The sequence below is a fragment of the Rhizobium sp. A22-96 genome (genome assembly GCF_053521805.1).
Genome location: NZ_JBNWDQ010000003.1, coordinates 360023 through 386323 on the forward strand (window position 1 = coordinate 360023; position 26301 = coordinate 386323).

At 58.4% G+C, this 26301-nt stretch carries 24 protein-coding genes and 1 tRNA gene; 17 read left to right on the top strand and 8 right to left on the bottom strand.

The window, feature by feature from the left end; all coding sequences use genetic code 11:
- Positions 1-26: 26 nt before the first annotated feature.
- From iolD to ACQZ6F_RS14525, 3 genes are all read right to left on the bottom strand, one after another.
- Positions 27-1877, bottom strand: a complete 1851-nt coding sequence (gene iolD / locus ACQZ6F_RS14515) for a 3D-(3,5/4)-trihydroxycyclohexane-1,2-dione acylhydrolase (decyclizing) (protein ID WP_449093544.1) — start codon at positions 1875-1877, stop codon at positions 27-29.
- Between the two features lie 90 nt (positions 1878-1967).
- On the bottom strand, positions 1968-3902 hold the full coding sequence (locus tag ACQZ6F_RS14520) for a bifunctional 5-dehydro-2-deoxygluconokinase/5-dehydro-2-deoxyphosphogluconate aldolase (RefSeq protein ID WP_449093543.1): 1935 nt from the start codon (positions 3900-3902) through the stop codon (positions 1968-1970).
- 179 nt (positions 3903-4081) lie between these two features.
- On the bottom strand, positions 4082-4954 hold the full coding sequence (locus ACQZ6F_RS14525; protein ID WP_077469963.1) for a MurR/RpiR family transcriptional regulator: 873 nt from the start codon (positions 4952-4954) through the stop codon (positions 4082-4084).
- 231 nt (positions 4955-5185) lie between these two features.
- Between ACQZ6F_RS14525 and ACQZ6F_RS14530 the strand changes: the two genes are divergently transcribed.
- The 4 genes from ACQZ6F_RS14530 to ACQZ6F_RS14545 all read left to right on the top strand — a co-directional run bounded on the left by ACQZ6F_RS14530 (position 5186) and on the right by ACQZ6F_RS14545 (position 7886).
- Entirely contained in the window at positions 5186-6304 is a 1119-nt protein-coding gene (locus tag ACQZ6F_RS14530) for a Gfo/Idh/MocA family protein (protein WP_449093542.1), read from the top strand.
- A gap of 146 nt (positions 6305-6450) precedes the next feature.
- Positions 6451-7668 (top strand): NAD(P)/FAD-dependent oxidoreductase, encoded by a 1218-nt coding sequence (locus ACQZ6F_RS14535; RefSeq protein ID WP_449093541.1) that lies wholly within the window; start codon positions 6451-6453, stop codon positions 7666-7668.
- 26 nt (positions 7669-7694) lie between these two features.
- Complete coding sequence (locus ACQZ6F_RS14540) at positions 7695-7835, top strand: hypothetical protein (RefSeq protein ID WP_449093540.1); 141 nt, start codon at positions 7695-7697, stop codon at positions 7833-7835.
- Positions 7797-7886: transfer RNA gene (locus ACQZ6F_RS14545), tRNA-Ser, on the top strand. Before ACQZ6F_RS14540 ends, ACQZ6F_RS14545 begins: the two co-directional genes overlap by 39 nt.
- A 3-nt stretch (positions 7887-7889) precedes the next feature.
- On the opposite strand, the gene ACQZ6F_RS14550 is transcribed toward ACQZ6F_RS14545, so the two are convergent.
- Together ACQZ6F_RS14550 and ACQZ6F_RS14555 are read right to left on the bottom strand one after the other, a co-directional pair.
- A complete protein-coding gene (locus ACQZ6F_RS14550; protein WP_449093539.1) occupies positions 7890-8480 on the bottom strand; it encodes a TetR/AcrR family transcriptional regulator in 591 nt (196 codons plus the stop codon).
- Positions 8477-9013, bottom strand: a complete 537-nt coding sequence (locus tag ACQZ6F_RS14555; protein WP_077469967.1) for a dihydrofolate reductase family protein — start codon at positions 9011-9013, stop codon at positions 8477-8479. The genes ACQZ6F_RS14550 and ACQZ6F_RS14555 overlap by 4 nt, the downstream gene beginning before the upstream one ends.
- An 832-nt stretch (positions 9014-9845) precedes the next feature.
- On the opposite strand from ACQZ6F_RS14555, the gene ACQZ6F_RS14560 reads away from it, so the two are divergent.
- On the top strand, positions 9846-10907 hold the full coding sequence (locus ACQZ6F_RS14560) for a porin (protein WP_077469969.1): 1062 nt from the start codon (positions 9846-9848) through the stop codon (positions 10905-10907).
- A 473-nt stretch (positions 10908-11380) separates the two neighbouring features.
- Positions 11381-12481 (top strand): porin, encoded by a 1101-nt coding sequence (locus ACQZ6F_RS14565; RefSeq protein WP_077469970.1) that lies wholly within the window; start codon positions 11381-11383, stop codon positions 12479-12481.
- A gap of 108 nt (positions 12482-12589) precedes the next feature.
- Here the strand turns inward: ACQZ6F_RS14565 and ACQZ6F_RS14570 are convergent, their stop codons facing one another.
- The gene (locus ACQZ6F_RS14570) at positions 12590-13483 is read right to left on the bottom strand and encodes an alpha/beta fold hydrolase (RefSeq protein WP_449093538.1); all 894 of its coding nucleotides are present in this window, start codon (positions 13481-13483) and stop codon (positions 12590-12592) included.
- Positions 13484-13665: 182 nt separating this feature from the next.
- Entirely contained in the window at positions 13666-15720 is a 2055-nt protein-coding gene (locus ACQZ6F_RS14575) for a lytic transglycosylase domain-containing protein (protein ID WP_449093537.1), read from the bottom strand.
- A 217-nt stretch (positions 15721-15937) separates the two neighbouring features.
- On the opposite strand from ACQZ6F_RS14575, the gene dapA reads away from it, so the two are divergent.
- Both dapA and smpB read left to right on the top strand, forming a co-directional pair.
- Positions 15938-16822, top strand: a complete 885-nt coding sequence (dapA, locus tag ACQZ6F_RS14580) for a 4-hydroxy-tetrahydrodipicolinate synthase (RefSeq protein ID WP_077469973.1) — start codon at positions 15938-15940, stop codon at positions 16820-16822.
- 138 nt (positions 16823-16960) lie between these two features.
- The gene (gene smpB / locus ACQZ6F_RS14585) at positions 16961-17440 is read left to right on the top strand and encodes an SsrA-binding protein SmpB (RefSeq protein ID WP_068385567.1); all 480 of its coding nucleotides are present in this window, start codon (positions 16961-16963) and stop codon (positions 17438-17440) included.
- Positions 17441-17521: 81 nt separating this feature from the next.
- Here smpB and ACQZ6F_RS14590 read toward each other — a convergent pair whose 3' ends face one another.
- Positions 17522-18103, bottom strand: a complete 582-nt coding sequence (locus ACQZ6F_RS14590; RefSeq protein ID WP_068385569.1) for a LabA-like NYN domain-containing protein — start codon at positions 18101-18103, stop codon at positions 17522-17524.
- A gap of 311 nt (positions 18104-18414) precedes the next feature.
- Between ACQZ6F_RS14590 and rpoZ the strand changes: the two genes are divergently transcribed.
- From rpoZ to ACQZ6F_RS14635, 9 genes are all read left to right on the top strand, one after another.
- Positions 18415-18816: a DNA-directed RNA polymerase subunit omega gene (gene rpoZ / locus ACQZ6F_RS14595; protein WP_068385571.1), complete on the top strand. Its 402-nt coding sequence runs from the start codon at positions 18415-18417 to the stop codon at positions 18814-18816.
- A 100-nt stretch (positions 18817-18916) separates the two neighbouring features.
- Entirely contained in the window at positions 18917-21133 is a 2217-nt protein-coding gene (locus ACQZ6F_RS14600) for a RelA/SpoT family protein (protein WP_174070946.1), read from the top strand.
- 190 nt (positions 21134-21323) lie between these two features.
- Positions 21324-21473, top strand: coding sequence for a DUF3563 family protein (locus tag ACQZ6F_RS14605; RefSeq protein WP_068385574.1), 150 nt, complete (start codon positions 21324-21326; stop codon positions 21471-21473).
- Positions 21474-21693: 220 nt separating this feature from the next.
- The gene (locus ACQZ6F_RS14610) at positions 21694-22281 is read left to right on the top strand and encodes a DUF2062 domain-containing protein (protein ID WP_077469975.1); all 588 of its coding nucleotides are present in this window, start codon (positions 21694-21696) and stop codon (positions 22279-22281) included.
- A 40-nt stretch (positions 22282-22321) separates the two neighbouring features.
- The gene (gene acpS, locus ACQZ6F_RS14615) at positions 22322-22726 is read left to right on the top strand and encodes a holo-ACP synthase (protein ID WP_449093536.1); all 405 of its coding nucleotides are present in this window, start codon (positions 22322-22324) and stop codon (positions 22724-22726) included.
- A gap of 115 nt (positions 22727-22841) precedes the next feature.
- Positions 22842-23588, top strand: coding sequence for a signal peptidase I (lepB, locus tag ACQZ6F_RS14620; protein ID WP_077469976.1), 747 nt, complete (start codon positions 22842-22844; stop codon positions 23586-23588).
- A complete protein-coding gene (rnc, locus tag ACQZ6F_RS14625; RefSeq protein WP_449093535.1) occupies positions 23585-24304 on the top strand; it encodes a ribonuclease III in 720 nt (239 codons plus the stop codon). The genes lepB and rnc overlap by 4 nt, the downstream gene beginning before the upstream one ends.
- Before the next feature lie 22 nt (positions 24305-24326).
- Positions 24327-25271: a GTPase Era gene (gene era / locus ACQZ6F_RS14630; RefSeq protein ID WP_068385583.1), complete on the top strand. Its 945-nt coding sequence runs from the start codon at positions 24327-24329 to the stop codon at positions 25269-25271.
- A gap of 85 nt (positions 25272-25356) precedes the next feature.
- Positions 25357-26109 carry a Crp/Fnr family transcriptional regulator gene (locus tag ACQZ6F_RS14635; RefSeq protein WP_077469978.1) on the top strand — a complete coding sequence of 251 codons (753 nt, stop codon included), beginning with the start codon at positions 25357-25359 and terminating at the stop codon, positions 26107-26109.
- The last annotated feature ends 192 nt before the right edge of the window (positions 26110-26301 follow it).

Consider the following 26301-nt stretch of genomic DNA (forward strand, 5'->3'; position numbering starts at 1 on the left):
TCCTCCGGAAAAGTGTCTGACATCAGTTAGCCGATTCGCTGGGCGGCGCGGGCCTTCTCGTAAGCGGCGCGAGCCTTGTTGACCTCGGGCCGCGGGCTGACTTCGGGAACGGCGACGTCCCACCAATGGCCGCCTTCGTCCGTGGTGATCAGCGGGTCGGTATCAATGACGATGACTGAGGTGCGATCGTTCTTCTTCGAGGCCTCGATCGCCTGTTCCAGCTCGGTGATGGAGGAAACCTTGACGGCGATAGCACCCATGCTGGCCGCATGCGCCCTGAAGTCGATCTCCGGCATCACTTCGTGGTACGAATCCTTCAGCAGATTGTTGAAGTTCGCGCCACCTGTGGCCATCTGCAGCCGGTTGATGCAGCCATAGCCGCGGTTGTCGAGCAACACGACCGTCAGCTTCAGGCCGAGCATGACCGAGGTCGCCAGTTCGGAATTCAGCATCATGTAGGAGCCGTCGCCGACCATGACGACGACTTCCTTTTCCGGATGGGCCATCTTCGCCCCAAGTCCGCCGGCGATTTCGTAGCCCATGCAGGAGAAGCCGTATTCCATGTGGTAGCTGCCGGGCGCAGTTGCCGGCCACAGCTTGTGCAGTTCGCCGGGCAGGCCGCCAGCGGCGCAAAGCACGGTAGTTTTCTCGCCGCCGATCGTCCGCGTGACAGCACCGATCACCTGAGCATCGGAGGGCAGGGGGGCACTCGTGGTTGCCATCGCCTTGGCGGCGGCTTCCATCCAGATCTTCTTTTGCTGAGCGGCCTTCTCGGCAAGCGCTGCCGGAGCCTTCCAGCCGGCAAGGCCCACGTCGAGCGCCTTCAGACCTTCGCGCGCATCCGTCACCAAGGGGTGACTGTCATGCTTCAGCGCGTCATAGGCCGCGATATTGAGGCCGATCAGCGCCAGCTTTTCGTTCTTGAACAGCGCCCAGGAGCCGGTGGTGAAATCCTGGCAGCGCGTGCCGACGGCGATGACAAGATCTGTATCTTCGGCGATCGCGTTTGCGGCCGATGTTCCGGTCACACCGACCGAGCCGAGCGCTAGGGGATGCGTCTCATTGATCGCCGACTTGCCGGCCTGTGTCACCACGACGGGCACGCCGTGCGCTTCCGCGAAAGCCGTGAGCTCCTTGGTCGCCTGCGAGTAGAGCACGCCGCCGCCGGCAAGAATGACCGGCTTTTCCGATTTGCGGATCAGCGCAATGGCATTGGCAAGCTCGTCTGCATCAGGCTGCGGGCGCCGCTGGGTCCAGACATGCTCTTCAAAGAAGCTCTCCGGATAGTCGAAGGCTTCCGCCTGCACATCCTGGCAAAGCGAGAGTGTAACCGGGCCACAATCGAGCGGATCGGTCAGCACCTGCATGGCGCGCTTCAAAGCCGAGATGATCTGCTCGGGCCGGGTAATGCGGTCGAAATAGCGCGAGACCGGACGGAAGGCATCATTGGCGGAGACGGTGCCGTCGCCGAAATCCTCGATCTGCTGCAGCACCGGATCGGGCGCGCGATTGGCGAAGACGTCGCCGGGCAGGAAGAGAACGGGAATGCGGTTGACGTGCGCCACGCCGGCGGCAGTGACCATGTTCAGCGCGCCGGGGCCGATCGAGGTCGTGCAGGCCATGAAGCGCTGGCGGAAGCTTGCCTTGGCATAGGCAATGGCAGCATGGGCCATGCCCTGCTCATTGTGGGCGCGATAGGTCGGCAGCTCCTCGCGCACCTGATAGAGCGCCTCGCCGATGCCGGCAACGTTGCCGTGACCGAAGATCGCCCAGACGCCGCCGAAGATCGGCTGCTTCTGCCCATCGATGATGGTCATCTGCTTCTTGAGGAAATGCGTGACGGCCTGTGCCATCGTCAGTCGGATCGTCTTGCCCATCGGGCGCCTCCCAAATGCCGTATCTCTTTAGTTTTAAGCAATTCCGGGCGCAAAACCGCTATGCACTTTTGCTTGAATTGCTCCAGAATTTCACAGGCCGCGGGTTTTAAGCCACGCCTGTGTCAATTGCCGGAAGCGGCCGGCCATGTCGGCAGTCGCTTCCTCGTCGTTCATGCTGCCCGACAGCCAGGCGCGGGCCACATCCGAAAAGATCGTCCGCCCGACGGCGAAACCCTTGACCGAGGGTGCGGCCAGCGTCGCCTCGAAGCTGCGGATCAATTCCTCCGCCGGCGCCTCCAGACCCAGCAGCACGATACCGCGGCACCATGGATCATTTTTGGCGATCACGGCATCGATTTTTTTCCATGCGGCGGTCGATTCTTGCGGCTCCAGCTTCCACCAGTCCGGCTTGATACCGAGTGCGTAAAGCTCTTCCATGGCAGTCGGGATCGTGTCGTCGGTGAGCGGCGCGTTCTTGCTGGCGATGATTTCGACCAGAAGCTCACGACCTACTTTGCGCGCCGCTTCGAACAGCGTCCGCAGCTTCTCCTGCTGCTCCGCCTTCAAGTCCGCGGGATCGTCCGGATGGTAGAAGCAGAGGCATTTGATGCAGTGGTTGAGCGGCCATTCGATGAGCTGCGAACCGATATCCTGGCTGAATTCGAACTTCAGCGGCTTCGATCCCGGCAGCTCGACGGGGCGCCCGATCCAGGAGAAATTCTTGGTCGCGGCATCGAAGAAGGCGTCACGGCCGAAACGTTCATCGATCAGCATGCCATAGCCAGGCCGACCGTCGGCAACGCGCGCCGCCGCCTCGACGGCCAGCCGCTTGAAGGCAACGATCCTGTCATGGCCGATGCCCAGTTCGTCGGCAACGCTGACGAGCTGCGAGCGATGATCGATGGCAAGCGCCATTAGCAGCGGGATTTCTTCGCCACGCCGCGTCGTTGCCCAATGGACGTGGTTGATCGCCTCGTCCTTGCGCAATGCCCGGTGCTTGCTGCCGGTCTTGAGGAAGAAGTCGAGTTCGGTCCAGGTCGGATATTCCGGCGAGCAGAGCAGGCGGGAGACGGCAAAGGCGCCGCAAGCATTTGCCCAGGTGGCGCAAGTCTTCAGCGGTTCGTCGCGCAGGAAGCCGCGCAGGAAGCCGGACATGAAGGCATCGCCGGCGCCGAGCACGTTGAACACCTCGATCGGGAATCCCTCGCCGACGATACCGGCTTCAAGATCGTCCGAGATCGGCCCATCATAGACGATGCAGCCCATGGCGCCGCGTTTCAGCACGATGACCGCAGACGAAAGACGGCGGATTTCCTTCAGTGCGCCGAGCACATCATCCGCACCCGAGGCGATCATGATCTCCTCTTCCGTGCCGACGATCAGGTCGCAGTGCGGCAGCGTCTCCTTCATCTTGGCGGACACGCGATCGGATTTCACATAGCGCTCGAAGCCTTCGGCGTGACCGGCGAGGCCCCAGAGGTTCGGCCGGTAATCGATATCGAAGAGCACCTTGCGGCCATTCGCCTTGGCGATACGGATCGCCTTGCGCTGTGCTGCCTCAGTGTTCGGCTTGGAGAAATGCGTGCCGGAGACCAGAACGGCGCCGGAGGATTTGATGAAATCTTCGTCGATATCGCTTTCATCGAGCGCCATGTCGGCGCAGTCGGAGCGATAGAAAATCATCGGCGAGACGCCCTCGGCCTCGACCGCGAGCAGCACCAGCGCTGTCAGGCGCTCCTTGTCTGTCGCGATCCCGTCGACGGCAACGCCCTCGCGCGCCGACTGCTCGCGGATGAAGCGGCCCATCTGCTCGTCGCCGACGCGGGTTATGAGGCCGGATTTCAGCCCCAGTCGCGCTGTGCCGATGGCGATATTGGCCGGGCAGCCGCCGACCGACTTGGCGAAGGAGGCAATATCCTCCAGCCGCGAGCCGATCTGCTGGCCATAAAGATCGACGGAGGAGCGGCCGATGGTAATCACATCGAGTTTCGCCTCCGGCCGAGCGCCCGGATTATCGTGTGCCATGATGTCCTCCCGTCCATGCATGACCTCTTTTGCTCTTCAGCTTTCGCCGAGATCATGCGTTATTGAAAGTGCCGGTATTCGTTTCGTCCCGGTTGCGGTGGATCGGCGGGCTATCTTTTATGGCCGCGATCCGGGTTGTAGTGAAACATCGGTTCCGAGAATTTGTCAATTCGGAATGTTTATTCCATTTTGGTTTTATCGGCTTTTGCCATGCCTTTTCGCCGGCGCTCGGCTATGGCGACCGGGAAGGCCATGACCAGCGCCATCGATGCCGACATAGAGCGGAAACCGGCGAAGTCCGCCTCGGCCACCTCAAACCAATGAGTGGCGCAGGCGGTGAGCGGCGAGAAGGCCGAATCGGTAATGGCGATGACGGGCACGTTGCGCGAGGCGAGGTCCTCCGCCTGCGCCAGACTGTCTGCGGCATAGGGCGAAAAGCTTGCCGCGATCGCCGCGTCCTTTTCCGTGGCAAAGCGGGTGATCTCGCCGTCGATTCCATTCGGCGAAGCGACGATCTGGTGGCGGATATTCAGCTTGGAAAAGGCGTAGGTCATATGCGCCGTCAGCGGATAGGAGCGGCGCTTGGCGATGAGATAGATCGTCTCGGCCGCGGCGAGTACGTCGATTGCCTTGGCAAAGGTCTCGGTCTCGATGGTGGCGGCGAGCTTGTTGACCGATTGGCTGGCGGCAGACAGGAAGCCGGAGAGAATGCCGGCCTCTTCGTCCTTGATACCGGAGCGTTCCAGCGTCACCAGTCGCTCTTCGTAGCTCAGCGTCCGCTCGCGCAGCCTCTCGCGAAAGATGCTCTGCAGATCGGAAAAACCTTCATAACCGAGATGGTGTGCGAGGCGTACCAGCGTCGACGGCTGGACTTCGGCCGCTGCGGCAATGCTGGCTGTCGTGCCGAAGGCGACTTCGTCGGGATTGGCAAGGGCAAAGGCGGCGACCTGCGCAAGGCGCTTCGGCATGGCGCTCTTCCGCTCTATGACGATGCTACGCAGGCTTTCGAAGTCGCGCGGCACCCTGATCTGCGTGTCGATGCTGTTATCCATGCCCCATCCTTCCGCCGCCATATCAGTCAATGAAACAAACATTCCATATTTGCAACGATAGCGGATTTTGATTTACTCGGCACGAATATTTTTAAGAGAATGATTTAAAACGAATAAATTGGATTTTTTGGCAGTTTGCGCGATGTTGCGCTCAACGGCCCGCTTGTCAAAACGGTCTAAATATTCCAAAAATTGCCCAGCTTCGGGAGAAGATTTGAGGAGAGTGGGCAAATGAAGCCGTTGGGCGTTGGATTGATCGGTACCGGCTACATGGGCAAATGCCATGCGCTGGCGTGGAATGCGGTGAAGACCGTGTTCGGTGACGTTGCACGGCCCCGCCTAGTGCATTTGGCCGAGGCCAATGCCGACCTGGCAAAGGCGAGGGGCGACGAATTCGGCTTCGAGAAGGCGACGGCCAACTGGCGCGATCTCATCGCCGACCCCGACGTCGACGTCGTTTCCGTCACCACACCCAATCAATTCCATCCGGAAATGGCGATTGCGGCCCTGGAAGCCGGCAAGCATGTCTGGTGCGAAAAGCCGATGGCGCCTGCCTTTGGCGATGCCGAACGCATGCTGGCCGCAGCTAGGTCTTCGGGCAAGGTCGCCATTCTCGGCTACAATTATATCCAGAACCCGGTGATGCGGCACATCAAGGCGTTGATCGAAGACGGCGCGATCGGCGCGGTCAATCACGTCCGCGTGGAAATGGATGAGGATTTCATGGCCGATCCGAACGGCCTGTTCTACTGGAAGAGCGAACTTGCCTCCGGCTACGGCGCTCTCGATGATTTCGCCGTGCACCCGCTCTCCCTGCTGTGGTTCCTGTTCGGTCATGTCGATGCCGTCATCACCGATATGGTGAAACCCTATGCGGAGCGGCCCTTGAAGGATGGCGGCAGTCGTGCCGTCGAAAATCACGATCTCGCTAATGTGCTGATGCGGCTTGGTGGCGGCATCTCCGCCGTGTTGATGGCCAACCGGTCGGCCTGGGGCCGCAAGGGGCGCATCGCCCTGCAGATTTTCGGCTCCAAAGGCTCGATCTCCTATGATCAGGAGCGCATGAACGAATTCGAACTCTATCAGGCCGAGGGCAGGGATAGCGAACAGGGTTTCCGCAAGGTTCTCGCCGCTCCCGCCCACAAGCCCTATGACCGCTTCATCCCGGCGCCCGGCCACGGTCTCGGCTTCAACGACCTGAAGATCATCGAATGCCGCGAGCTGATCCGCGCCATTTCCGGCGAGCCCGCGTCAGTCGTGGCTTTCGCAGATGGCCTGCGTATCGAAAAATCGGTCCATGCCATGGCCCGTTCCTTTCATGAGCGGCGCTGGATCGAAATCGCAAGCTGAGCCTTTAGGCCTAATTTTCTCCCGATCCGGGGTGCAGGGTCAGTCGTGATTGACGCTTGCAGGTGCAAGCGTTACCCCTGAGGCCCATAAGCGCGTCTTCCTGCATCAGGCAGGTGGATCGCTATAATAACAATGGAGTACGGATCGTGACGGGCAGATTGGTCATTGTCGGGGCCGGGCAGGCGGGTTTTGCGCTTGCTGCCAAATTGCGTGGGCTGGGTGATTCGAGGCCGATCACCATCGTTGGTGCGGAAGAAAACCTTCCCTATCAGCGACCGCCATTGACCAAGAAATATCTGCTTGGCGAAATGAGCTTCGACCGTCTGCTGTTTCGCCCGGAGCATTGGTATGCGGACAACAATGTCGAGATCCGCGTATCCACCTGGGTCGAGCAGATCGATCGTGCCGCAAAGCAGATCGTCATGCAGGACGGCTCCAGGCTGGACTACGAGACACTGGCGTTGACGACAGGATCCACGCCACGCCGCCTGCCACCCTCCGTGGGTGGTGCGTTAGAGGGCGTCTATCTCGCCCGTGACAAGCGCGATGCCGATCTGCTTGCCGGCGAAATGCGGCCCGGTCGGCGGGTGCTCATCATCGGTGGCGGATATATCGGCCTGGAAGCCGCGGCCGTTGCGCGCCATCGCGGCTTGGAAGTGACCCTGATCGAAATGAGCGACCGAATCCTGCAGCGCGTCGCCGCCAAGGAAACGGCCGACATCTTCAGGGCAATTCATCAGAAGCATGATGTCGTCATTCGCGAACAGACCGGGCTGAAGCAACTCATCGGCCGCAATGGCCATGTCGTCGGTGCGGAGCTTTCCGATGGATCGACGATCGATGTCGACTTCGTCGTCGTCGGCATCGGCGTTGCCCCGAATGACAGGCTCGCCAAGGAGGCGGGCCTTGAAGTCGGCAATGGCATTACTGTCGATTCCTTCGCCCGCACCTCCGATCCGTCGATCTTTGCCATGGGCGATTGCGTCGAGCTGCCATGGGAAGGCGGGCGCATCAGGCTCGAATCGGTGCAGAACGCGGTCGATCAAGCCGATGCTGCGGCCGAGATCATTGCCGGCGGCGACAAGGCGTATGATCCGAAGCCATGGTTCTGGTCGGATCAATATGATGTGAAGCTGCAGATCGCCGGTTTCAACCTTGGCTATGATGAGACGCTGCTGCGCCCCGGCGCCCGCGAGGGTGCGGCCTCCGTCTGGTATTTCAAGCAGGGCCGCTTCATCGCCGTCGACGCCGTCAATGATGCAAAGGCCTATGTTACCGGCAAGAAGCTTCTGGAAACCGGCGCCAATCCGTCCAAAGCGATTCTTTCCGATCCCGCCGCCGACCTCAAGCAACTATTGGCTTGAGGTCGTTTTCACGCCCGCGAGAGCACATGTCCTTCGGCTACCGGTTGTTGCCGAATCTCGGGAAGAACGTGCGTGAAGGCGAAAAAGCGCTTGCGTCGATAAATGAATGGCCCTATCAGGGCCGCACCGGAGAGGTGGCCGAGTGGTCGAAGGCGCTCCCCTGCTAAGGGAGTATACCAGAGATGGTATCGTGGGTTCGAATCCCATCTTCTCCGCCATTCCTATCGTTCGCGCTGAACTTCAAGACGATCCAGCAATTCTGAAATCGCGCGTTCGTAGTTTCCAAGCTCCTCGTCGATTGCCACGCGCTGGGAGTTGCCGTTCTTTCTACCTATCGCCGCAGCAAGCGCTGCGCCGTGTGTGTAGTCCACGAGAATATGCACCCAAAGCAGAGCTCGCGAAGGCGAGAGGCCAAGTTCTCCCAACAGGTTCGTGAGACTGGCTGTGATTCGTCTTGCATGGTCAGGGAGCTCGGCTGACTGGTCGAAAATCGCAAGGGTCAGGCCGGGGTGTCGCACTATCCTTATGCGATATGCCTTCATCAGGGCCTTTATCCGAGATTGAGGGGTGCCTTCCGACGGTGGAACAACATCCTCATAGACAATGTCTGCCAAGGCTCCAATCAATCCGTCCCGATCTTGGAAGTGGTGATAGATCGTCATCGGATTGACGCTCGCGCGCTTGGCTACCGCGCGCATTGTCAGACGATCAAAACCCTCGCTGTCCAAAAGAGCCAAGGCCTCCGCAAGGATTTTAGCCGGTAACTCGTTTTCTTCGTCGGCGCGTGGCCTGCCTCGGCTTCGCTGGGTCATTGTGTGACCGCATAGGTCGATTGCACCAGCCCGGAAGGAAATGCACGGGTGCCCACATGCCTCAGCTGGGTGTCGCGCCGGGCCGGGCCGAACAACGGGCGGCCGCTGCCGAGCAATATGGGGACGCGGGTAATCATCAGGTCGCTGATCAGCCCTTCTTGAAGGAAGGATTGGATAATACGTCCACCATCGACATAGACACGACGACATCCTTCCGCTTCGAGCATCGCCATGGCTTGCCGTGGCGACTTGTCGGCGAAGCGGACCTTGCCGGCAAGGTCAGCGGGCACCGGCTGTTCCGCTAAGGTGGAAGAAAGAACCAGCACCGGGCGATCATAGAACCATGGCGTCATGTCGCGCACCGTGTCGAACGTGCCTCGGCCCATTATGATGACGTCGATATCAGCTATGAAATCATTGTAACCGTGATCCTCGCCTGAGGCGTCGTGCTTGAGCAGCCATTCTATGTCGCCGTCATCGCGGGCGATGAACCCGTCCAGGCTGGTTGCGATAAAAACATGACCCGTGATCATCTCGCGTCTCCTAAATTATACGGTGTATAATTATGAATCGACGCGAGCTGTCAATTCCCCAACAACGAGTGAGCTGCCTGAGAACGGTAGATCCGCCCGACGTCACCAGTCGTCGCAAGTCATGGCCCATCGACGTGACCGTTATCTCACGCTGATCAGGATGCTCGGATCGTGCTGGCTCTTGCACAAAGGTGAGACCCTTCGATCGAGATAAAGCGGGCCGAAGATCGCCATCTGGATGAAACGGACATACAAAGCCGATGCCAACAGCTCTGCAGCGTGGTCATGTCCGCGACCTATGCGGATTGCAAGATCGCTATAATGTCGGTCACCATCTGCACAATTTAGCGATATCGAATCGGCTGCGATAGAATCAATTGGAGGCGTGCATCGATTTGGGACGCTGCCGCGGACGGCTTCCGGCCTGCCCACCACCTGCAATCGTAAGAGCGAAAGCAGCAAATCGACCGCCACGCCTCTCCAAATCCTTCAATTCGCTATGAATTGGCTGATATGGCCGCCAGGCTGTGTTTCTTCGGCGATATTTGATCCGGCTGCCTAAGTGCCCGTGACATAAGAATTTTCTTAACGAAGTCTAAATCTATATTGGCGCGCAGCTGTCGTTTTGTGTCCTTTCGGCAACAGGACTTGCGGAAGGCTTACGCAAATCACCCATTCCGAGAAGATGTCGATTGCGTGACAGAGCGCGTCTTGTATTTTCAATCTCGGAAGCGAGGGCGATTGATCGTCCACTTCTTGAAACGCGAGGATGGGACAGGGAATACCTTCGGGTAGTTCTCATTCTCGAATAAAACTTTGACTGGAGGTCAATATGAACATCAAGAGCCTTCTTCTTGGCTCCGCTGCTGCGCTTGCAGCAGTTTCCGGTGCTCACGCAGCTGACGCTATCGTAGCTGCTGAGCCGGAGCCGTTGGAATACGTTCGCATCTGCGACGCCTACGGTGCAGGCTACTTCTTCATTCCGGGCACCGAAACCTGCCTCAAGATCGGCGGTAAGGTTCGTACCGAAGGTCAGTGGTACGATGCCTACAACCCGAACAGCCGTCTGGGCACGCTTTGGCACACTCGTGCTGAGCTCCGCCTCGCTACCGCAAGCGACACCGAATACGGTCCGCTGAAGACCAACACCGAAATTCGTTGGGACTGGAACGACGGCAACGGCACCAAGACCAACCTGCTGCACGCCAGCATCAGCCTCGGTGGTTTCACCGTTGGTAAGGAAGACTCCGAGTTCAACGTATTCACCGGTTACGCCGGCGACGTAATCAACGACGACGTGGTCTATGATGGCCCGTACGAATTGAACCAGATCACCTACAACTACGATGCAGGCAACGGCTTCACCGCTGTTATCTCGCTCGAAGACACCAACTCCGGCACGGGCGCAACCGGATCGAACGGCGAAGACAGCTCCGATCACTACGCTCCTGATGTTGTCGCCGGTGTTGGCTTCAAGTCTGGCGCATGGGGCTTCAAGGTCGTCGGCGGTTACGACTCGATCGTTGAAGAAGGCGCTATCAAGGCTCGTGTAGACGCTGACTTCGGCGCATTCTCGGCCTTCTTGATGGGCGGCTGGAACACGGACGGCGACAAGCTGAACAAGTATGCCGGCGCAAACGGCGCAGGCGCTGCATCTGGCATCGGCTGGGGCGACTGGGCTCTGTGGGGCGGCGCAAGCGTTCCGATCAACGAAAAGCTGAAGTGGAACGTTCAGCTCGCTTACACCGACTCCAAGATCTTCGCCGCTACGACGAACCTGACCTGGAACCCGGTTAAGAACCTGACCGTGCGTCCGGAAGTCTCCTACACCAACTGGGACTCCATCAATCAGGATCAGTGGTCTGGTATCCTCCGCTTCGAGCGCGCATTCTAATCTGATTTGACTTCGGTCATATGAGATTTATCACTTCGGTGAGGGGAGAGCCCGGCCTTTTGGCCGGGCTTTTTCTATGTTGCATAATCTGCTGCGTTTCTTTGCGTGTACTGCAAAGAGAAGAATGGTTGTTTCGGGATTGCGAATTTTCTCTTTGAATATTGTCTTGTAAGTTGCGCCATTTTTAAAAGTAATCTGAAGTAGAGATTCACTTCAACGGCGGCGATGTTGTGACAGTTTTACGACGTGATTTTTGTGCAACGCACCTTTTGAAACACGCGTCATAAATGCCGATAGTTTGTATCTGATATTGCTCTGAAAAAAACGATCTGTAGGTTCCAAATCGGAAGCAAGGCTTACTGTCTTGGTTCTCCCAGATCAGGGGTCAACTTTTAAAATCTAGGTGGGGTGGGGCGCGTCGATTTTCGCGGCGTGAAGACTCATACCTAATTGATATTGAAACTGGAGTTACTATGAACATCAAGAGCCTTCTTCTCGGCTCCGCTGCTGCGCTGGCAGCAGTATCCGGTGCTCATGCAGCTGACGCTATCGTTGCTGCTGAGCCGGAGCCTTTGGAATACGTTCGCATCTGCGACGCCTACGGTGCTGGCTACTTCTTCCTTCCGGGCACTGAAACCTGCCTCAAGATCGGCGGCATGGTCCGTACCGAAGGCGGCTGGTACAATGCTTACAATCCGGGCGTCGGCGGTAATCGCGGCACCTATTGGCATACCCGCGCTCAGCTGAGCGTCGACACCGCAACGGACACGGAATATGGTCCGCTGAAGACCAACACCGTCTATCGTTTCGACTTCAACGACGGCAAGGCCACGACCACCAAGCTGCTCTGGGCTAACATCAGCCTCGGTGGCTTCACCATTGGTAAGGCCGACTCGGCCTACAACCTGTACACCGGCTACGCTGGCGACGTCATCAACGACGACGTGATCTATGACGGCCCGTACGAACTCAACCAGATCACCTACAACTACGACGCCGGCAACGGCTTCACGGCTGTAGCTTCGGTCGAAGACAGCAACTCCAGCGGCACGGATTCGTCTTCGTACGGCTCCAGCTGGTGGACGGACGACAAGACCAATCACTACGCTCCGGACGGCGTTCTGGGTCTCGGCTACAAGGTTGGCAACTTCGGCTTCAAGGTTGTCGGCGGTTACGACTCCATCGTCGAAGAAGGCGCTGTCAAGGCTCGTATCGATGCCAACTTCGGTGGCTTCACGGCCTTCTTGATGGGCGGCTACAACACGGACGGCGACAAGCTGAACAAGTACGCCGGCACCAACCTCGATCGTTCTGCTTGCCCTGCTAGCGATGCATCGAAGTGCGGCTGGGGTGACTGGGCTGTTTGGGGCGGCGTTGGCGTTCCGATCAACGAAAAGCTGAAGTGGAACCTCCAGCTCGCCTACACCGACTCGAAGATCTTCGAAGCGACCACGAACCTCAAGTTCAACCCGGTCAAGAACCTGCTCATCGAGCCGGAAGTTACCTACACCAACTTCGATTCTGTGAACCAGGATCAGTGGGCTGGTATCCTTCGCTTCCAGCGCAGCTTCTAATTCGGTTCGCCGAATCGGATTGCACTCATCTTCTGATCTGACCTCCGATCAGAAAAAACTGGCCCGGTTCTCCCAACCGGGCCTTTCCTTTTGTGCAGAATTGAGACGTTAAGACCCGGAAAGAAATGAGCGAATGGCATCCGGAATATCACCGAGATGCAGGATGGGAGCATGTCCTTGCCCGGCGATCATCTTGATGGTGGCTCCTGGATGGCGGCGCGCCATTTCGTCGGTCGTGGCGGCGGCCAGCAGCTTCGAATTCTTGCCGCGAATCACCATCAGCGGAATGTCCTTGAAGCCCTCGAACTGTGCCCAAAGATCGGGAAGCGGCGCTTCAAGGTCGAGTGCTTGCATCTGTACGGCGATGGCAGGATCGTAATCGGCAATGGGTTTGCCATCCTTGAAGGCGTAAATTGCCCGCGCCATGTCCTCCCAATCCTCATGACTCAGTGCGGTAAAGGCGCTGCCATGATTTTCCCGCAGGATGTTGACGGCATCGTCCCGATCGGCGGGCTTCCTGTCGCGGTTCAGATAGTCGCGAATGTCGGTGAGCCCGATCTTCTCCAGCACAGGGCCGATATCATTGAGAATGACCGTTTTCAGAATATCCGGGCGGCTCGCCGCCAGCACATGCAGGACGAGACCGCCGCGTGATGTCCCGATGAAGTTGGCCTGGGGGATATCAAGCGCAGCGCAGACGGCCAGAACGTCTTGGGTTTCGACGGCGAGATTGTAGTGGGATTTCTCCGCATCGCGCTCGGACAGGCCGCGCCCGCGGGCGTCGAGCGTGATCACTCTGTAAGGAGTAGTCGGATGCTGCGTCAACAGCAGCGCCAATTGATGAAAATCCCGCGAATTGCGGGTAAGGCCCGGCAGGCAGATGACGGGCGGCCGGGCTCGCGTTGCTGTTTCATCGCCTGTGTAGTCTCGAACATAGAGCTTTAGCCCGTCCTGGGCTGGTATCGTTCGAGCAAGGAAGCCGCTTTCGTCGTCGCTGCTCATACATCGTGCCTCGTGCTTGGAATATCACTCGGGATGTAACGTCATTTCGACAGCATGCACAACCGCGGTTGAGGCTGCCGTCTAGAGCATTTCCAGGAAGAGTGCGCGGCGGTTTTCCGCCCGGAATGCGTACAAACAAAGAGATAGGGCGCTTTCGCGATTCGAAGAAAAGCGAAAATGCTCTAGCCGCGACCGTTGACGAGATCGTGCACGATATCGGCCTTCTGGCCGAGGCGCGTCTTGTAGACTTGATAGTTCTCCATCACCCGTTGCACATAATTGCGTGTCTCGGGGAAGGGGATGCGCTCGATCCAGTCGATGACCTCGTCGATCGACTTGCCGCGCGGGTCGCCATAGCGGCTGATCCATTCCGGCACCTTGTTCGGGCCGGCGTTGTAGGCGATGAAGGTAAGGATGTAAGAACCGCCGAAGGTGTCGATCTGCTCACCGAGATAATGGGCGCCGAGCGTAGCATTATAGCCGGCATCCTGTGTCAGCTTCTCGGCGGAGTAAGCCATGCCGTGCCGCCCGGCAACCGCCTTGGCCGTCTTCGGCAGCAATTGCAGCAGGCCGCGTGCGTTGGCCGAAGACACCGCCGCCGGATTGAAGGCGCTCTCCTGCCGAGCGATGGCATAGGCAAGGGCCTTGCCGGAGCCGGAAATATTGGCATTGGCCGGAATGACGCCGATCGGGAAGGCCAGCGCCGCCACGTCGACGCCGCGACCATAGGCGATCTTGCCGATCTGCAACGAGAGCTGATGGTTGCCGGAGCGCTCCGCGCGAGCCGCCAGCATGGCGATCTCGCCAGGGCTCTCCAATTGCTTCGCCAGTGCACGATAAAGCGCCTCGGCACGCCAGCCATGTCCGGCTGCCTCCAGGCGCGATATGGCCTGCACAGCCTCGCGTGCCTGGAATCGCTGCCTATCCTGAGCTGACGGCGATGGATAGGTGACATCAAGCATCCTGCGGCCGAGCTTCTCGGCCGCGAGCTGGCCGTAGAATGTGCTCGGATAGGAGGCGGCCTTGGCATAGAGGTCGGCGGCTTTTCCGGGGCCGCCTGCGTCGGCCGCACGACCTAGCCAATACCAGGCGCGCGACTGTGAGATCGGCCCATTCGACACCTGCAGGATCTTGCGGAAATGCGCCGCGGCGGTCGCGCCGTCCTTGAGGCCACGTAGTGCATACCATCCGGCATGGAACTCGGCCTCGCCAACATCTTGCGGGCTTTCCGCGACATTGGCATCGACGACGCGATAGGCATCGCTGAAATCGCCCTGGTCCACCAGGCCGCGGCTGACGATGCGCTGCTCGTTCCACCATTGCCCGGGGTTGACGAGCACGCTGCGGTCGCGCGGCATCTGCGCCAGAAGTCTGGCGGCGTCGTCATATCTGTCTTGGCGGCGCAGGTTTTCGATCCGCATGAAGAGATAGGCAGGGTCCTTGCGCCATTGCGCATCCATGGATGCGATCAGCGCATCTGCCTTGCCGGAACGATCATTGACCGCTGCCCAGGCCTTGTAGAGCGATTGCGCCTTGCCAAGGTCACCGAAACGTTTCGCTTGTACGGTACGATCGCGATAAAGCAGGTAGTCCATGCGGGCCTTGTGATCGGCGGGCGAAAGCAGGCTTGAGAATTCCGCGAGGATCTTGTCTTCGAGCGATTTGTCCAGGGTTTCGTTACGCCAGATCTTGCGGATCAGTTTCGCAGCCGGCGCTGACGAGCCGCGTGCCATCAGTGCGCGCGAGAGGATTATAGAGCCTTCCACGGTTTCCGGCTGGGTGCTGCCGAATGCGGCAAGGACTTGATCCGTCGGCGGATTTTCGGCGTAAAGAGCTCGCTCCGAGTTGGCTCGCAGGCTGCCTAGCCCAGGCCAGCCCACGAGCTCGCGGGCGGCAGCGGCAATTTCACCCGAGGGGACGCCGGTTTGGCCCGAAGTTGCGATTGCCCAGGTCAGGATATGGCGATCAAGCGTGCCGTCGCTCATGCTGTTACGCACAGCGATCGCCTGCATCGGATTTTTGTTGGAAAGTGCGTCGAGACCAGCCTTCAGGTCGCTGTTCACGGGCGCAACCGTGGAGCCAAGCGGGATCGCGGCTGTGCTCATCGGATCCGGCACCGCCATGGCCACATCGGCATCATTACGGGCTGCTGTCTGTTTACCGGGAAGCTGCGAGGCAAACGCGCCCCACGCGACCGCCAAGCCGACAACGGTCCAGATCGTCACAGGTTTCTTCATCCGGCTACTCACAAAACAATCAGGCCCTTTCCATTTGCCAAATGCTATATTAACGAAACCTTACCGGTGCTTCGAATTTCAATCAATTATGATATCGGAAACTGACGCTCACCGTTCAAAGCGCGCTTGTCGCCAGCAAGACGGCGCTTTATGGTGCGCGGATTCATAACCATGGATTGCGGCTGAAGCATGAAGGCTATGCCGCTAGGAGACTTGCATGTTCCAGGGGTCCATTCCCGCTCTCGTTACGCCCTTTACTGATGCCGGCAAGGTGGATGAAGCTTCGTTCGCATCCCATGTCGAGTGGCAGATAAAAGAGGGTAGCCGCGGTCTGGTGCCTGTGGGCACGACCGGTGAATCGCCGACCCTGTCGCATGACGAGCACAAGCGTGTCGTCGAGCTCTCCATCGAAGTGGCGAACAAGCGCGTTCCTGTTATGGCCGGTGCCGGCTCGAACAATACGCGCGAAGCGATCGAGCTTGCCCAGCACGCCGAGAAGGTCGGTGCCAATGCTGTGCTGGTGGTTACTCCATATTACAACAAGCCGACGCAGAAGGGCCTGTACGCTCATTTCGCAGCCGTCGCGGAAGCCGTGAAGCTGCCAATCTATATCTACAATATTCCGGGTCGCTCGGTTGTGGACATGACGCCGGAGACCATGGGCGCGCTCGCGAAGGCCTATGCCAATATCGTCGGCGTCAAGGATGCCACCGGCAAGATCGAGCGCGTTTCAGAACAGCGCATTACCTGCGGTCGTGATTTCCGCCAGCTATCCGGCGAAGACGCGACGGCGCTCGGCTTCAATGCGCATGGCGGTATCGGATGCATTTCCGTGACGGCCAATGTCGCTCCGCGCCTCTGTGCGGAATTCCAGGCGGCAACGCTTGCGGGTGATTATGCCAAGGCCCTGGAATATCAGGACCGCCTGATGCCCCTGCATAAGGCGATCTTTATCGAGCCTGGCCTGTGTGGCGCAAAGTATGGCCTTTCGCGCCTTGGCCGCATGAGCCGCAATGTACGTTCGCCGCTTTTGTCGACCCTGGAGCCGGGCACGGAAGCTGCAATCGATGCGGCGCTGCGCCATGCCGGTCTGCTGAACTGACGACAGGCAAGCGTACCGGGGAAACTCTCTGTTGGACCGCTCTCTCTTCACAAGGAGGGCGGTCTCGCTTATTTAGGGTGCAGGAATTTGGCGCGCCGAGGGCTGCCGCCGGAATGAACCAAGAAAAGAAGAAGAATCATGGCCCCCAAAGGCAGCCAACGCGTCGTGAAGAAGATCGTGGCGGAAAACCGCAAGGCACGCTTCAACTACGAGATCATCGATACATATGAGGCCGGGCTCGTGCTGATGGGCACGGAGGTCAAGTCTTTGCGCGAAGGCAAGGCTAACATCGCCGAATCCTACGCTTCCGACGAGGGCGGTGAGATCTGGCTCATCAATTCTTATTTGCCCGAATATCTGCAGGCGAACCGCTTCAACCACGAGCCGCGCCGGCGCCGGAAATTACTGCTTTCCAGCCGCGAAATCGGCCGGTTGCGGTCTGCCATCAATCGCGAGGGCATGACGCTCGTGCCGTTGAAGATCTATTTCAACGACAATGGCCGGGCGAAGCTCGAACTGGCACTCGCCAAGGGTAAGAAGCTCCACGACAAGCGCGAGTCCGAAAAAGAGCGTGATTGGAACCGGCAAAAGAGCCGGCTGCTGAAGGATAACCGCTAGAGCATTTCCAGGAAAAGTGCGCAGCGGTTTTCCGTCCGGAAATGCGTAAGAACAAAGAGATAGAGCCGAAAGTCTTCGGCCTTATTCGCTGTCCGCTTCCGCGTGACTGACCTCTGCCGACCGGTGAGGGCGCTCGGAGGGCTCACGGCCGATTTCGGCTTTCAGCGACACAAGGTCGATGAAATGGTCGGCCTGCCGGCGCAGATCGTCGGCGATCATCGGTGGCTGGGTTGCCATGGTCGAAATCACCGAAACCTTGCGTCCGCGCCGCTGCAGTGCTTCGACCAGCGTGGTGAAATCGCCATCGCCGGAGAAGATCACCAGATGGTCGACGGTTTCGGACTGCTCCATGGCGTCGATCGCCAGCTCGATGTCCATGTTGCCCTTGATCTTGCGGCGCCCCATGGAGTCGGTGAATTCCTTGGCCGGCTTGGTGACGACCTTGTAGCCGTTATAGTCGAGCCAGTCGATCAACGGACGGATCGACGAATATTCCTGATCTTCGATAAGGGCTGTGTAATAATAGGCCCGCAGCAGATAGCCACGCTTCTGGAAGGCTTTCAGGAGTTTGCGGTAGTCGATATCGAAGCCGAGGCTCTTGGATGCAGCGTAGAGGTTGGCGCCGTCTATAAAAAGTGCAATTTTCTCGCGTGGGTCAAACATCGCTTACATATCCACTGTTACAAAAACGTAATATCTTTATTCAAAGTTCAGCTAAAACAATGCCTTATGCTGCAGTGCGGAATAATTCGTATTACTTTATGAACTATTCATATAACCGAGACTTAGGGCACGAAAGGGGATATTCCAAGCAACCTAAGATAGAATTCATAGCTTGTCGCGGAGAATTTTAGCACTTTTCCCGACGGTGCGCAGGCGCTCAAACAGGAAAAACTTGAATTTGCCATCGTTTGCTTGTATCGGCGTGCTACTCCGAGACATGATGACGACATCACGACCGCAAAGGACAGGCAATGGCCCGTGTCACAGTAGAAGATTGCATTGATAAAGTTGAGAACCGGTTCGAGCTCGTATTGCTCGCCAGCCACCGCGCTCGCCTGATTTCGCAAGGGTCCTCGATCACGATCGACCGCGACAACGACAAGAACCCTGTCGTCGCTCTGCGCGAAATCGCCGATGAGACGCTGTCACCAGACGATCTCAAGGAAGACCTGATCCATTCGCTGCAGAAGCATGTCGAAATCGATGAGCCCGAGCCCGATCCTGCAAGCCTTCTGGCCGCCGGCGGTGCTTCTGCCTCGAGCGACGAAGAAGAAGATGCTCCGGAAGCCGTTACTTTCGACCAGATGTCGGAAGAAGAACTGCTGGCCGGCATCGAAGGTCTGGTTCCGCCGGAAAAAAGCGACGATTACTGATCGTTGCGCTTGATGCTCCGAGCAGGAGCGATATGATGAGGGGATGCGTGCGCCGGTCATATGACTGGCGCGCTTTTGTTTTTGCGGGAGTAGCCTTGGAATGATGCGGCAATACGAGCTTGTTGAGCGGGTGCAGAAATACAAGCCCGATGCCAACGAAGCTCTGCTCAACAAGGCCTATGTCTATGCGATGCAGAAGCATGGCCAGCAGAAGCGTGCCAGCGGCGATCCCTATATTTCCCATCCTCTCGAAGTTGCTGCCATCCTGACGGATATGCGTCTGGACGAATCGACCATTGCTGTCGCGCTGCTCCACGACACGATCGAGGATACGACGGCGACGCGCGCCGAGATTGACGAGTTGTTCGGCGAGGATATCGGCCGGCTGGTCGAGGGCCTGACCAAGATCAAGAAGCTCGATCTCGTCACCAAGAAGGCCAAGCAGGCGGAAAACCTGCGCAAGCTGCTGCTGGCCATTTCCGACGATGTGCGCGTGCTTCTGGTGAAGCTTGCCGATCGCCTGCACAATATGCGCACCCTAGATCATATGTCGCCGGAAAAGCGGGCCCGCATTTCCGAGGAGACGATGGAGATCTATGCGCCGCTTGCCGGCCGCATGGGCATGCATGACATGCGCGAAGAACTGGAGGAGCTGTCCTTCCGCCACATCAATCCCGAAGCGCACGATACCGTCACCAAGCGCCTGGAAGAGCTGTCGCGGCGCAACGAAGGCCTGGTCAAGAAGATCGAGACGGAGTTGCGCGATCTTCTTGTTGCCAACGGCCTTGCCAATGCAATGGTCAAGGGCCGGCTGAAGAGCCCTTACTCGGTCTTCCGCAAGATGCAGTCGAAGTCGCTGTCCTTCGAGCAGCTTTCGGATATTTACGGCTTCCGTCTTCTCGTCGATGACGTTCCGTCCTGCTACCGCGCGCTCGGCATCGTCCACACGCGCTGGCGCGTCGTCCCGGGTCGGTTCAAGGACTATATCTCGACGCCGAAGCAGAATGACTACCGCTCCTTGCACACGACGATCGTTGGCCCCTCCAGTCAGCGCATCGAATTGCAGATCCGCACCAAGCGCATGCATGAAATCGCCGAATTCGGCATCGCCGCCCACACGCTCTACAAGGACGGGGCAAACGGCAATGGCGACGGCGAGCTGCTCTCGCGGGAGAGCAATGCCTATTCCTGGCTGCGTCACACCATCGAGGCGCTGGCCGAAGGCGATAGCCCTGAAGAGTTCCTGGAGCATACGAAGCTCGAACTGTTCCAGGATCAGGTCTTCTGCTTCACGCCCAAGGGCAAGCTGATCGCCCTGCCGCGTGGGGCAACGCCGATCGACTTCGCCTATGCCGTTCACACCAATATCGGCGACACGACAGTAGGCGCGAAAATCAACGGCCGTATCATGCCGTTGGTGACGCGCCTGACCAATGGCGACGAGGTCGAGATCATCCGCTCCGGCGTACAGGTGCCGCCGGCCGCGTGGGAAGAGATCGTCGTGACTGGCAAGGCGCGCGCCGCCATTCGCCGCGCCACCCGGCTTGCCATCCGCAAGCAATATGCCGGCCTTGGCCATCGCATTCTCGAACGCACCTTCGAGCGCGCCGGCAAGGTTTTCTCGCGGGATGCACTGAAGCCTGCCCTGCATCGTCTCGGCCAGAAGGATGTCGAGGACGCTATTGCTGCCGTCGGGCGAGGGGAGATGTCGTCGCTCGATGTGCTGCGCGCCGTCTATCCCGACCATCAGGATGAGCGCGTGACAGTCAAGCCTGCCGGCGATGAGGGTTGGTTCAACGTCCACAGCGCCTCCGGCATGATCTTCAAAATCCCCGGCAAGAACAAGGCCGACCTCGTCGATGGCATCGAAGCTCCGCCCATCCGGGGTCTCGCAGCCAATGTCGAAGTGCATTTCGCCCCGACAGGCGCCGTTCCCGGTGACCGCATCGTCGGCATCATGGAAAAAGGCAAGGGGATCACCATATACCCCATCCAGTCGCCGATCCTGCAGCGGTTCGACGACGAGCCGGAGCGCTGGATCGACGTTCGCTGGGATCTGGACGAGGCCAACAAGTCCCGTTTTGCCGCGCGTGTCCTGATCAACGCGCTGAACGAACCCGGCACACTGGCCAAGGTGGCGCAGACCGTCGCCGATGTCGACGTCAATATCCGCATTCTCAATACCGTCCGCGTTGCCGCCGACTTCACCGAGATGGCGCTGGATGTCGAGGTCTGGGACCTGCGCCAGCTCAACCAGCTTTTGGTCCAGCTCAAGGAACTCGATTGCATCGCAACGGTGAAGCGGCTTTACGAATAAAGACACCGCTTCCGCCATCGATCCGGGCATGCTGCATATTTTGTGATCATTTTATGACCAAATTCGAGCGGCTTTCCGGATTGATATGCATTGAACGCATGGCTGTGTGTATTTTAGAGCGGTGGTAATTAGCCTCCGCCGAGCCTATCTTCTGGTCATCGAAGAAACGAAACAGAGATGAGAGAAGACAATGTTTAGCCCGATCAAGAAAATCGCCCGCGCCCTGCGTGTTCCGAGTGTTGAAGAACGCGAAATGGCTTACCTGAATGGTTCGCATGACCGTTTTGACCTTGAGTATCGCCAGCGTCAGGTTGACCGCGGTCTGTTCCGCGTCCGTTAATCGCCGTTAATACTTTTACGACCAGGAGGGGCGCGTTGTTATTGCGCCCTTGGAGCTTCCCGATCTTGCGGGAATGCTTCCCCGAAATGGAAGAACGTTTTTAATTCTGCCTCCTGAGCAGATGACGTTCCAAAAAAGGGCCGTAGTTGCGGTTCTTAATCAGTGCGTGAATGCTTCGCCGGTCTTGTCATGACGGCCCCCAGTGCACTAGATAAGCCGCATGCTATTTCGTCGCCGAAAACCACTGACACTGAAGGAAAAACTGCGGGAGCATCTTTGGCCCCGCAAGGGTTTCGTTCGTTCATTCCAATATTTTGGTAAGCGCCTCGTTCGTCTTGCAGCCTCGCCGCATTCGGTTGCAGCAGGCTTCGCAGCGGGCATCGTTGTGTCATGGACACCCTTCATCGGCGTACATTTCGTGATGGCGATCATCATCGCCTATCTGATCGGTGGCAATGTCATTGCCTCCGCGCTCGGCTGTCTGGCGGCCGGCAATCCCATTACCTATCCCTTCATCTGGGCCTTCACCTGGGAAATTGGCCATCTGATCCTGGCGCGTGACAGCGGCGGGCAGGGCGGTGGCATCGATCTGCCGGCGCTCTGGCACAAGGGCGACCTCCTGCAAATTTGGGACCCGGTTTTGAAGCCGATGCTGATTGGCGGCATTCCCCCGGCGATCATTTCCGGCGTCATCGTCTATGCGCTCACCTATTATGGCGTTAAGACCTTCAAGACGCGCCGCAAGGAACGTTTGATGGAGCGTGCCCGTGAGCGCCTGGCGCTTGCCGACAACGCATCGAGCGTTTGACGAAGCCTGACTTCGCCCCGGCCGCCTGGAGGGCCTTCTATTGATCATCGGGATAGGCAGCGATCTTATCGACATCCGCCGCGTCGAAAAGACGATGGAGCGCTTTGGTGCGCGGTTTACGGAGCGCTGTTTCACCGACATCGAGCGAACCAAGTCCGAGCGCCGCAAGAACAAGGCCGCGTCCTATGCCAAGCGTTTTGCCGCCAAGGAGGCCTGCTCCAAGGCACTGGGTACCGGTCTGGCGCAAGGCGTCTTCTGGCGCGACATGGGTGTCGTCAATCTGCCGAGCGGCAAGCCGACGATGCAGCTGACCGGAGGGGCGGCGGAGCGACTCGCCTCTATGTTGCCGGCAAATCATCGCGCCGCCATTCATTTGACGATAACTGATGATTTTCCTCTTGCTCAGGCATTTGTGATCATCGAGGCTCTACCGATGGACGGCTGAATCGCCGTCAGATGCCGCTTTTGGCACCGGCGCCATTGCCGCCGTGATTTGAAGCGAGTAGAGAAGGCCTGAATGCAAGTTGCGCCGGTGGGGTGCGAAAAAGGAATAAGACTGCGTGTCCGAGAAAGCCGTAAAACAGCAGAATGCTCTGTGGGAAAATATCAAGGTCATCGTTCAGGCACTGCTCCTGGCCATGATCATCCGCACGGTTCTATTTCAGCCATTCACCATTCCGTCCGGCTCGATGATGCCGACGCTCCTGGTCGGCGACTATATCTTCGTCAACAAGTTCGCCTACGGTTATTCGAAATATTCGCTGCCGTTCTCGCCGGACCTGTTCAACGGGCGTATCTTCGGCAGCGAGCCGAAGCGCGGCGACGTCGTGGTTTTCCGCTTCCCGCCAAATCCTGATGTCGACTACATCAAGCGCGTTATCGGTCTCCCCGGCGACCGTATCCAGGTGAAGAATGATATTCTCTATATCAATGGCCAGGCCGTGCCGCGCGAACCGCATGGCACCTTCGCTTCGGATTATAGCCAGGAACCGGGTGATAACATCGCGGTCTACAGCGAGCGCCTGGCGGATACGGGCAAGGTCTACGACACGCTGGACCTGTCGCCGAATTCGCGTGGCGATAACACCCAGGAATATGTCGTGCCGGCAGGTCACTATTTCATGATGGGCGATAATCGCGACAATTCGGACGACAGCCGCTTCGATGTCGGTTATGTGCCGGCTGAGAACCTTATCGGCCGTGCCAGCATCATCTTCTTCTCGCTCGGCCACGACACGTCGTTCCGGGAAGTCTGGAAATGGCCGACCAACATGCGTTGGGATCGCCTCTTCAAGGTTGTCGAATGACGAAAGTGCCGACGCTCTCGCAGGCGGATCGTAGCAAACTCGAATCTGCGATAGGCTACGAGTTCGTCGAGAAGGATCGTCTCGATTGGGCGCTGACGCATGCCAGCGCCCGTACCAACAAGACGGATAATTACGAACGGCTGGAATTTCTCGGTGACCGGGTTCTCGGCCTGTGCATTGCCGAACTGCTGTTCAGAACCTTTACGACGGCGACGGAAGGTGAGCTTTCGGTGCGCCTGAACCAGCTGGTCAGCGCCGACACCTGCGCTGAAGTTGCCGACGAGATGCAGCTGCACCTCTATATCCGCACTGGCGCCGACGTGAAGAAGCTGACCGGCAAACGCATGCTCAATGTACGTGCCGATGTTGTCGAAAGCCTGATTGCGGCAATCTATCTGGATGGCCGCCTCGAAGTGGCCCGCAAGTTCATTTTGCGCTATTGGGAGCGTCGCGCCGTTCGGCCTGATGGCGCAAGACGCGATGCCAAGACGGAATTGCAGGAATGGGCGCATGCGAAATTCGGCGTTACCCCGGTCTACAGGGTTGATGATCGCAGCGGACCGGATCATGATCCCCGCTTCACGGTAACCGTAGAAGTGGCGGGAACGGTGCCCGAGACAGGAATTGATCGCTCCAAACGCGCGGCCGAGCAGGTTGCGGCGACGCGGATATTGGAACGAGAAGGTATATGGCAGCCTCAGTCAACTGAGAAATGACTGCCTGGAAACGACGGAAAAGATGACCAATCAAGAAGACACGCCCACCGACGACGGTGCGGCTGAACACATCGGCCCAACCCATTCAGGCTTCGTGGCCCTCATCGGCCCGACCAATGCCGGCAAGTCGACGTTGCTCAACCGCCTCGTGGGCGCAAAAGTTTCCATCGTCAGCCACAAGGTGCAGACCACGCGCGCGATCGTGCGCGGGATCGCCACCCACAACAACGCGCAGATCGTGTTCATGGACACGCCCGGCATCTTCAAGCCGCGCCGGCGTCTCGACCGCGCCATGGTGACGTCTGCCTGGGGCGGCGCCAAGGATGCCGATCTGATCATGCTGCTGATCGACAGCGAGCGCGGATTGCGCGGCGATGCCGAAGCCATTCTCGAAGGGCTGAAGGAGGTTTTTCAGCCGAAGATCCTTGTCCTCAACAAGATCGACCGTGTCCGTCGCGAAGATCTGCTGGCGCTGGCCGCTGCCGCCAACGAGAAGATCGAATTCACGCAGACCTTCATGGTATCGGCCGAAAACGGCTCCGGCTGCGATGATGTGATGGACTATCTGGCAAAGACCTTGCCGGAGGGGCCTTGGTATTATCCGGAAGACCAGATTTCCGATCTGCCGATGCGTCAGCTTGCCGCCGAAATCACGCGCGAAAAGCTGTTTCTTCGCCTGCATCAGGAACTTCCGTATTCCTCGCATGTCGAGACGGAAAAGTGGGAAGAGCGCAAGGACGGCTCTGTTCGCATCGAGCAGGTGATCTATGTCGAGCGCGAAAGCCAGAAGAAGATTGCGCTGGGCAAGGGAGGCGAGGCGATCAAGTCGATCTCGACCGCATCGCGCAAGGAACTCTCCGAGATCCTCGAGCAGCCGGTGCATCTCTTCCTTTTCGTTAAGGTACGCGAGAATTGGGGAGATGATCCCGAACGCTTCCGGGAGATGGGGCTCGAATTCCCGCGTTGATGGAACTTTGCTCCGCTGAGCGCTTTATATTGCAGCAGTTTAGCGGGCGTGTCGCCTGGGCTGATGCAACTCAGGGGAGCGTTTCATGGCGGGTGCGGCGGCGATGCATGGGCAGCGAACCTCATGCCAGGAATGTCCGTTGAGATTGCTCCCGAGCTTCCGGGAATTCGAGCGCGATGAGCTGAGTTTCATAAGCCGCTTCAAGAAGGGTGAGCTTCTCGTCGACGCCGGCGCCACGATTTTCCTGGAAGGCGCGCACAGTGCCCACCTCTTCACCATCCTGTCAGGCTGGGGCTTTCGCTACAAGACGCTTGAGGACGGTCGCCGGCAGATCCTCAACTATGTGATGCCGGGCGATCTCATCGGATTGCAGGGCTCGATCATGGGCGAGATGCAGCACTCCACCGAGGCGTTGTCGCCGATTACGCTTTGCGTATTCGAGCGGGCGGAATTGATGACGCTTTACAATTCTCATGCCTCGCTTGCCTTCGACGTTACCTGGATTGCTGCTCAGGAAGAGCGAATATTGGACGAGCACCTGCTAAGCATCGGGCGTCGATCGGCAGTCGAGCGGGCAGCCTATCTGATCGCCTACCTGCATCAGCGGGCCAGTGCCCTCCGTCTCTTTGATGGCAGCAAGGTCATCCCGATCACGCAGCAGCATGTTGCCGATACGCTCGGCCTATCCGTTGTCCATACCAACAAGACATTGAAAAAGCTGGCGGAACGCGGACTGATCGCCTGGCAAGAGCGTGGCTGCAAGGTTCTCGATGGAGAAAAGCTCGCCGAAATCGCGGATTGGAACGGTCTTGATTCGGGACGGCGCCCCTTTATTTGACGCCTATTATTGTTCCCGGCAGTATGTCTTTTTTAAATGTCGGCATCGACTGTATCAGGTTAGATTACTTCCTCCGTCACTTTTCGACCAGTTTCACCTTTTACTAACCCCGGTGGCAAAAGCGATTGGAGCATTTTGACGAGCCCATAGTACCGCAATGCAAAAAGTGCGAAGCGGTTTGGAGGCAAGGTC